Genomic DNA, 7,453 nt, shown 5'->3' on the forward strand with positions numbered 1-7,453 from the left:
GTTGTTATGGAAGGTGGAAGAAATGATGAAGACAAAACAAACCGATGAATTATTAGCAAAAGATGAGCAATATGTTTGGCACGGAATGCGTCCTTTTAGCCCAAGTAGTACAATGGTAGGGGCAAAAGCAGAAGGGTGCTGGGTTGAAGATATACAAGGAAAAAGATACTTAGACGGTATGAGTGGTCTTTGGTGTGTGAATAGTGGATACGGAAGAAAAGAGCTCGCAGAGGCAGCTTATAAGCAATTGCAAACATTATCATACTTTCCGATGTCACAATCACATGAGCCAGCGATTAAGCTCGCTGAAAAGTTAAACGAGTGGCTTGGTGGAGAGTATGTTATATTCTTCTCTAATAGTGGATCAGAAGCGAATGAAACAGCTTTTAAAATAGCAAGACAATATTATGCTCAAAAAGGTGAACCGCATCGTTATAAATTTATGTCACGTTATCGTGGTTATCACGGAAACACAATGGCAACGATGGCAGCGACTGGACAAGCACAGCGTAGATACCAATATGAGCCATTTGCGTCAGGGTTTTTACATGTAACGCCTCCAGATTGTTACCGCATGCCAGAAATGGAATCGCAAAATATTTATGATGTAGAATGCGTAAAAGAAGTAGATCGTGTTATGACATGGGAATTAAGCGAAACAATAGCGGGATTTATTATGGAGCCAATTATTACAGGCGGAGGTATTTTAATGCCGCCACAAGACTATATGAAAGCTGTTCATGAAACGTGTCAAAAACACGGTTCGTTACTTATTAGCGATGAAGTTATTTGTGGTTTCGGGCGTACAGGAAAAGCATTTGGATTTATGAATTATGACGTTAAGCCTGATATCGTTACGATGGCAAAAGGTATTACGAGCGCATACTTACCATTATCAGCAACAGCTGTGAAAAAAGAAATTTATGAGGCATTTAAAGGAACAGGGGAATATGAATTCTTCCGTCATATTAATACATTTGGTGGAAATCCAGCGGCTTGTGCATTAGCGCTTAAAAACTTAGAGATTATGGAAAATGAAAATTTAATTGAGCGCTCTGCCCAAATGGGTTCACTTTTATTAAATCAATTAAAAGAAGAAATTGGGGAACATCCGCTTGTTGGTAATATTAGAGGGAAAGGGTTATTAGTTGGAATCGAACTAGTAAATGATAAAGCGACGAAAGAACCAATTGATAACGACAAAATTGCAAGTGTTGTAAATGCTTGTAAAGAAAAAGGACTTATTATTGGGCGTAACGGTATGACAACAGCGGGGTATAATAACGTTTTAACATTAGCACCGCCACTTGTTATTTCAAGTGAAGAAATTGCTTTTGTTGTTGGAACGTTGAAGACAGCGATGGAACGTATTTAATAAATAGAACGAGAGGAGCGAGCTGTAATATAAGGCTCGCTTTTGTTTACTAGGAGGAGCTTTTAATGGAGAAATATGATCCTAACAAACATTATCACATCGGATATTATGAAGACGGATATGATTTAGAAGTGACAGCGTACAAAAGAATAAATGAGCCAGTTTGGGATGCTTATATTCCAAAATATGAGGCAGACGATTTTTATAAAAAGGTGGAGGAAATGAAACTTGGGGAATATATAGATGACTATGGCATAAAAGTATATTCATTTCGTGATGATATCGATGATGAGGAAGCGCGAACTATTTTTGAAAAATGGTTAAAGACGAATGAGATTGTTTAAAGGTGAAACGAAAAAGGAGATTGCTATCTTATAAGATAGCAATCTCCTTTTATTATAGTAAACTTATTTACTTGCTTTCATTGCTTTATCTTTTGCACCAAAAGTGTATTTTAACATTGGTGGTGTAATCATCGTAGTTAAAATAACGACGATAACGATTGCTGTAAAGTAATCTTGTGCTAATAGGCCAGAAGAAAGTCCTGTTCCTGCGATGATAAGTGCAACTTCACCACGAGAAACCATACCAGCACCGATAATTGCAGAAGACTTTGCATCAAATCCAGTCATTCGTGCACCGAATCCACAACCGATTAGTTTTGTGAATACAGCGATTACTGTTAATGCTAAAATGAACCAAATTTGATCACCAATACCGTCAAATGTAATATTCATACCGATGCTAACGAAGAATACTGGTACGAACATAGCATAAGCGATTGGTTCTACTTTCTTTTCTACTTCATGTTTGTAGTTCGTTTGAGAAATAGCGATACCAGCTGCGAAAGCACCGATAATACCAGCAATTCCTAATAGTTCGCCGAAATATGCGAATGAGAAACAGATGATAAGTGCTGCGCTAACGATAGACTCAGATACGCGTAGTGGTGATAACCAACGCATAATCGCTGGAACACCTTTCCATCCGATTAAAATAATAGAAGCAAAGAATACTACTTTCTTCAAGATAACCATTGTTAAATTCACATCATCTGTACCTAAGAAGCTCATTGCGAATGCTAATAAAATAACAACAAGAATGTCATCAAATACAGCTGCTCCAAGCATTGTTGTACTTTCACGTGTTTTCATCTTACCTAAATCGCGAAGTGTTTGAACAGAAATACTAACACTTGTCGCACATAGAAGTAATCCTAAAAAGACAGCGTTCCCTTGTTCCATGCCCATAACAAGACCGGCAACGTAACCACCYACAAATGGAAGAACGATACCTCCAATTGCGACTGCTAAAGAAGAATTACGGTTTTCATTTAATTCTTTTAAGTCTGTTTCAAGTCCAGCCATAAACATTAAAAGAATAACCCCGACATTACTTAATTGCGTTAGAAGTTCTGAATTCTCAATCCAACCTAATAAAGCTGGACCGATAACGATACCGACAATTAATTTACCCAGTACAGAAGGTTGACCTAATCTAACACTAAGGTCACCAGCGAGCTTTGTACTTAATAAAATAAGTGCAATTTGAAAGAAAAATTCGAATTCCATCTGATCCTCTCCTCATCATTTTTAGTTTTATCATACGATTTCTCGGAATTTGCCTAATGAAAATATGTAAAAACCCATTAAACAAAGGGTCTTATTACGAGTTCTTTTGAACTTGTAATTTGAACCTGTAATTAATATATAATAAAATTTATTAAAAATCAATGAAAAAATAGCAGATTTTCATGATAGGATTCGATTTAGGTATGGAGGGAATCACTATATAATAAGAAGAAATAAGGATACATTTTTAATGAATTGGAGAAGGGCATATGTTATTAAATAAACGTTTTACAATTGGGGAAATGGCAAAAATGCATAATATAGCGGAATCTACATTACGCTACTATGATGAAAAAGGAATTTTTCATCCGTCTATTGTGGACCCGCAAACGAATTATCGCTATTACACAATTGATCAGTTTTCACTATTAGACACGATTAAATTTTTACGCCAATTGAATATCCCATTAAAGGAAATAAAGAAATATATTGATGAACGAAATCCGTCTTATGCGCTGAATTTACTTGAAAAACAACAAGAAATGATGCTGAAAAAGCAAAGAGAAATCGAGTATGCTTTGGCAAAAATGGAACATAAAATCCATTTAATGAAGAAAGCGACGGAATCAGAAGCGAATCAAATTATTTATAAAACGATATCGAAGCGAAAAATAACAGCGATTGCAGTTGCACCTAATACAACAGATGATATGTTTGAATATTATATCCATTCGCTACAAAAAAATATGAAGCAAATTGATAATAGTTTATTTTCAGGAGATATCGGTGTAACAGTTTCAAAAAAAGCATTACTTCAAAATGAGTTTCAAGCATATAACAGTGTGTTTATTTTATTGGATTACATGCCTTTTCAATTGCATACTTCAGATGAAATAAAAGAAGGAATATTTGCTTGTTCTTATCACCATGGACCATATGAAGAAACAGATGCAACGTATACGAAATTATTAAATCACATTGATAACGAAGGATACGAAGTATGCGGAGATGCGCTTGAGCTTGCGTTAATTGATTGGTCTGTAACAGAAAATCCGAAAGAGCAAGTAACGGAAATTCAAATACCTGTTGTTAAAAAATAGGCTTATATATTTTTCGATTCTCTATTGACCTTCAAGTAACTTGAAGGTTTAAACTGTGAACAGAGCATTGAAAAAGGAGCATTTATATGATGGAAACAACAGAAAAATTAAGAGAAAAACCTATTAAAAGTTTATTTATCACTTATTTAATACCAGCTGTTCTTGGGATGGTATTAATGTCGGTTAATATTGTGATTGATGCGGTCATGATTAGTAGAGGAGTTGGAGCGAACGGTTTGGCTGGAGTAAACGTAGCTATTCCAGCGTTTTCAATTTTCTTTTCTATTTCATTATGGATTGGAATGGGCGGAGCAACGTTATATTCCATTGCACTAGGGGAAAATAAACTGGAAAGAGCAAGGTCTATTTTTACTCAATCTATGACAGTGGCAGTTATTATCGTAGGTGTTTTAGCGGCTATTTGCTTATGGAGAATAGAAGATATAGCATATCTATTCGGTGCAAATGAAGTGATTTTGCCATATGCGTTAGACTATTTACAAGTGTTATTAACATTTGGAATGATATACGTTTTAGAAAATATTTTAAGCACATTTATACGTAACGATGGAAATCCTAATTTAGCAATGGCAGGCCTTGTCGTAACAGCTGTATTGAATATTATCTTTGACTATATCTTTATCTTTATCTTTGGATGGGGCGTAACAGGTGCTGCCTCAGCAACTATTCTTTCGGCGGCAATTGGTTTCCTTGTATTATTAACTCACTTCTTTAGAAAAAGTAGTGTTTTAAAGTGGACGAAATTCCATTTTGAATGGGATACGGTTAAACAAATTATGGTGATTGGTTTCCCAAGTTTTACAACTGAGATTACAGTAGCGATTGTAACGGTTGGTTTTAATATCGCTTTTGTTCAATATGCAGGAGAAGTAGGTGTCGCTTCTTATGCGATGGTCAATAGTATTCATGCAATGACATTACTATTATTCTTCGGTGTTGGAGCCGCATTACAACCTATTGCTAGTTTCCACTATGGTGCAAATTTACCAGAAAGACTGCGTGAAGGATTACGGTTAGCTGTAAAAACTGCAGTTGTACTCGGAGGCGTAGCAATTGTTGTCGGTTTATTCTTCGGGAAATATATAATTGGTTTGTTTGATGTTCAATCCCCAGAACTATTGGAGTTAACGTTAACAGGTATTAGTTTATTCTTTATACAATATGTATTTTTAGGCTATAACATTGTGTATGGAGAGTATTTCCAATCAGTGCGACAAACGACAAAATCAGTTCTTATTATTTTGAGCCGTGGTTTACTATTTATTATTCCATTGTTATGGATTATGCCGAAATTATTTGGTGTAAATGGAATTTGGCTCGTTATGCCAGTAGCGGAAATATTGACAGCAATCATTGTATTTACAATGAATCGTATGAAACATCCTGTTCCATTAAACTTGGCAGGAAAGAAAGAAGCTATATAGTGAAGAAAATCCCCTTGAACAAGTAAGGGGATTTTTTCATTCTTTTAAACTAATCGCAAAAGATCCATCCGTTTCTTGAACAGACACAAAAGCAACGTTTTTAATATTTGTGATTCCTTTTTCTTTTAACTCTTTATATAACCATTTTTCGTCTTTATGAATTAACTTTAAGTTATCGTATTGAATTTGTGAATCAACGATAAGAGCAATTGGTAACCCTGCATACTTAACATCTATATTCATATCTTTTGGAGTCAATGGTACAAGTTCTCGCTTTGGTAAAATGCTAATGGCTCCATTCGYTTCTAAAATAGCGTATTCAATTTCATGAACACTTGGATATCCGGCGACGCGAAGATTAGAAAGCAATTCAGGGATCGGATATCTACTTTTTTGTAAGTTCTCAAAAATAATATCACCATGTTTAATTAAAATAATGGGGTGTCCGAGAATGAAACGATTTAGTTTATTGAGTAGGCTTAATTTGGTAAGAAGTAAATGCAAACATGTAATAACGACCATACCGAGAAATGCTTGTAAAGCACCAGCGACTGGTATGGCTTGAAAAGCTAAATAAGATAAAAAGATAATAGCCCCAAAATCATGAGGGGTTAGTTGTGCTAATGCAGATTTACCAAGTAGCTTAAGTGATAGTAAAAATAAGATAAAAAAGAACGATACATTAAATAAAAAGAGAAGCAAGAGGGACACTCCTTCGTGTGAAGTTGTACTTACTATTCCCGAAAGTAATATAAATATTACCTTTTATAGGATGAATTAGGGTGAATTGGAATTTGGCTGTATACAAACAAATAAATGGATATTATGATGAAGGAAGTAAAGGGAATAGGAGTATATGGATATGAGAAAGAAGAAAATAATTAAGTACATTTTAGTTGTTATAATGATCTTCGCCGTGTATGCGGGGTTTTTACAATATAACATCTATAAGCATGGGCATATGAATGCAATTGACGATGCGGATTATATAATTGTACTAGGATCGAAAGTAAATGGAACAAAGCCTTCTTATTCATTGCAATATCGTATTGATAAAGCAGCTGAGTATTTAAAATCACATGATAAAACAATTGCTATCGTATCTGGAGGCCAAGGAAAAGGTGAAGATATTACAGAAGCATTAGCGATGAAACAAGGATTAATGAAACAAAATATTGCAGAAGACCGCATTATAATGGAAGAACGTTCGACGAGCACAGATGAAAATATTAAATTTTCAAAACCTCTTATCCCTGAAAATATGAAAAAAGGGATGATTGTAACGAACGATTTTCATATGTTCCGAGCAAAAAAGATTGCAGAAAAACAAGGGTTGACATTAGAAGGTCTTCCGGCGAAAACACCGAAGCCAATTATTATTCAATCGAATGTACGAGAATATTTAGCGGTTACGCAATATTGGTTTATGAATCGAATATAGTGAAAGTGATCCCGCCTGAAATTCCAGGCGGGATTTATTTTGAGGGAAATCTTACAAAGATGTCATGTTCATGAAAGGTAAAGCGATAGTTTCTGGAGTGGTTTCCTGACATAATGAAGGTAACAAAAAACTTTAGAGGTGAATCGGATGAAAGGAAATAATATTTTATCTTCGCTATGTTACTTTAGTATCTTTTTTGCACCATTTTTACTGCCAATTGTCGTGTACTTCGTTGCGGAAGATGAAGTGAAATATCACGCAAAAAAAGCATTTTGGTCACATATTTTCCCGTACGCAATCTTATTTGGCGGATTAGCTTTATCGGGGGTATACGGTTTAAGTTTCAATCAATCTGAGAGCGTTGGAATTGGAATGGTTATAACGTATGCAGTGTTTATTCTTGTAGGAATTTATTACTTCATTTGGAATATTGTTAAAGGAATTAAAGTTTTGAAAGCAGCTTAACAACAATTGCATAATAGCATATAAATCTTTCGTTATTTGTTGATAAGTCGATATCC

General features: G+C 34.9%; 8 protein-coding genes. 6 read left to right on the forward strand and 2 right to left on the reverse strand.

Annotated features, from left to right (window positions below; genetic code table 11):
* The first annotated feature begins 25 nt into the window (after positions 1-25).
* Positions 26-1,375: an aspartate aminotransferase family protein gene (locus AC1DTM_RS14670; protein ID WP_002158515.1), complete on the forward strand. Its 1,350-nt coding sequence runs from the start codon at positions 26-28 to the stop codon at positions 1,373-1,375.
* Between the two features lie 65 nt (positions 1,376-1,440).
* Positions 1,441-1,719, forward strand: a complete 279-nt coding sequence (locus AC1DTM_RS14675; protein ID WP_002201090.1) for a DUF3986 family protein — start codon at positions 1,441-1,443, stop codon at positions 1,717-1,719.
* Between the two features lie 63 nt (positions 1,720-1,782).
* Here AC1DTM_RS14675 and AC1DTM_RS14680 read toward each other — a convergent pair whose 3' ends face one another.
* Positions 1,783-2,946: a cation:proton antiporter gene (locus AC1DTM_RS14680; RefSeq protein ID WP_002201089.1), complete on the reverse strand. Its 1,164-nt coding sequence runs from the start codon at positions 2,944-2,946 to the stop codon at positions 1,783-1,785.
* A 269-nt stretch (positions 2,947-3,215) separates the two neighbouring features.
* Between AC1DTM_RS14680 and AC1DTM_RS14685 the strand changes: the two genes are divergently transcribed.
* Positions 3,216-4,046 carry a MerR family transcriptional regulator gene (locus tag AC1DTM_RS14685; RefSeq protein WP_002202571.1) on the forward strand — a complete coding sequence of 277 codons (831 nt, stop codon included), beginning with the start codon at positions 3,216-3,218 and terminating at the stop codon, positions 4,044-4,046.
* 89 nt (positions 4,047-4,135) lie between these two features.
* On the forward strand, positions 4,136-5,491 hold the full coding sequence (locus AC1DTM_RS14690) for an MATE family efflux transporter (protein WP_088098964.1): 1,356 nt from the start codon (positions 4,136-4,138) through the stop codon (positions 5,489-5,491).
* Between the two features lie 36 nt (positions 5,492-5,527).
* Here AC1DTM_RS14690 and AC1DTM_RS14695 read toward each other — a convergent pair whose 3' ends face one another.
* A complete protein-coding gene (locus AC1DTM_RS14695) occupies positions 5,528-6,193 on the reverse strand; it encodes a DUF421 domain-containing protein (RefSeq protein WP_477000400.1) in 666 nt (221 codons plus the stop codon).
* 160 nt (positions 6,194-6,353) lie between these two features.
* Between AC1DTM_RS14695 and AC1DTM_RS14700 the strand changes: the two genes are divergently transcribed.
* Positions 6,354-6,932, forward strand: coding sequence for a YdcF family protein (locus AC1DTM_RS14700; RefSeq protein WP_016104369.1), 579 nt, complete (start codon positions 6,354-6,356; stop codon positions 6,930-6,932).
* Between the two features lie 147 nt (positions 6,933-7,079).
* On the forward strand, positions 7,080-7,397 hold the full coding sequence (locus AC1DTM_RS14705) for a magnetosome magnetite crystal formation protein family (protein WP_016104370.1): 318 nt from the start codon (positions 7,080-7,082) through the stop codon (positions 7,395-7,397).
* The last annotated feature ends 56 nt before the right edge of the window (positions 7,398-7,453 follow it).

It is taken from the genome of Bacillus sp. P4_D3 (genome assembly GCF_056401855.1).

What these genes read in the sequence shown, in the direction of transcription:
- AC1DTM_RS14705 (WP_016104370.1), top strand. Translation starts at nt 7,080, where the DNA reads ATGAAAGGAAATAATATTTTATCTTCGCTATGTTACTTTAGTATCTTT.
- AC1DTM_RS14685 (WP_002202571.1), top strand. Translation starts at nt 3,216, where the DNA reads ATGTTATTAAATAAACGTTTTACAATTGGGGAAATGGCAAAAATGCAT.
- AC1DTM_RS14675 (WP_002201090.1), top strand. Translation starts at nt 1,441, where the DNA reads ATGGAGAAATATGATCCTAACAAACATTATCACATCGGATATTATGAA.
- AC1DTM_RS14670 (WP_002158515.1), top strand. Translation starts at nt 26, where the DNA reads ATGAAGACAAAACAAACCGATGAATTATTAGCAAAAGATGAGCAATAT.
- AC1DTM_RS14700 (WP_016104369.1), top strand. Translation starts at nt 6,354, where the DNA reads ATGAGAAAGAAGAAAATAATTAAGTACATTTTAGTTGTTATAATGATC.
- AC1DTM_RS14690 (WP_088098964.1), top strand. Translation starts at nt 4,136, where the DNA reads ATGGAAACAACAGAAAAATTAAGAGAAAAACCTATTAAAAGTTTATTT.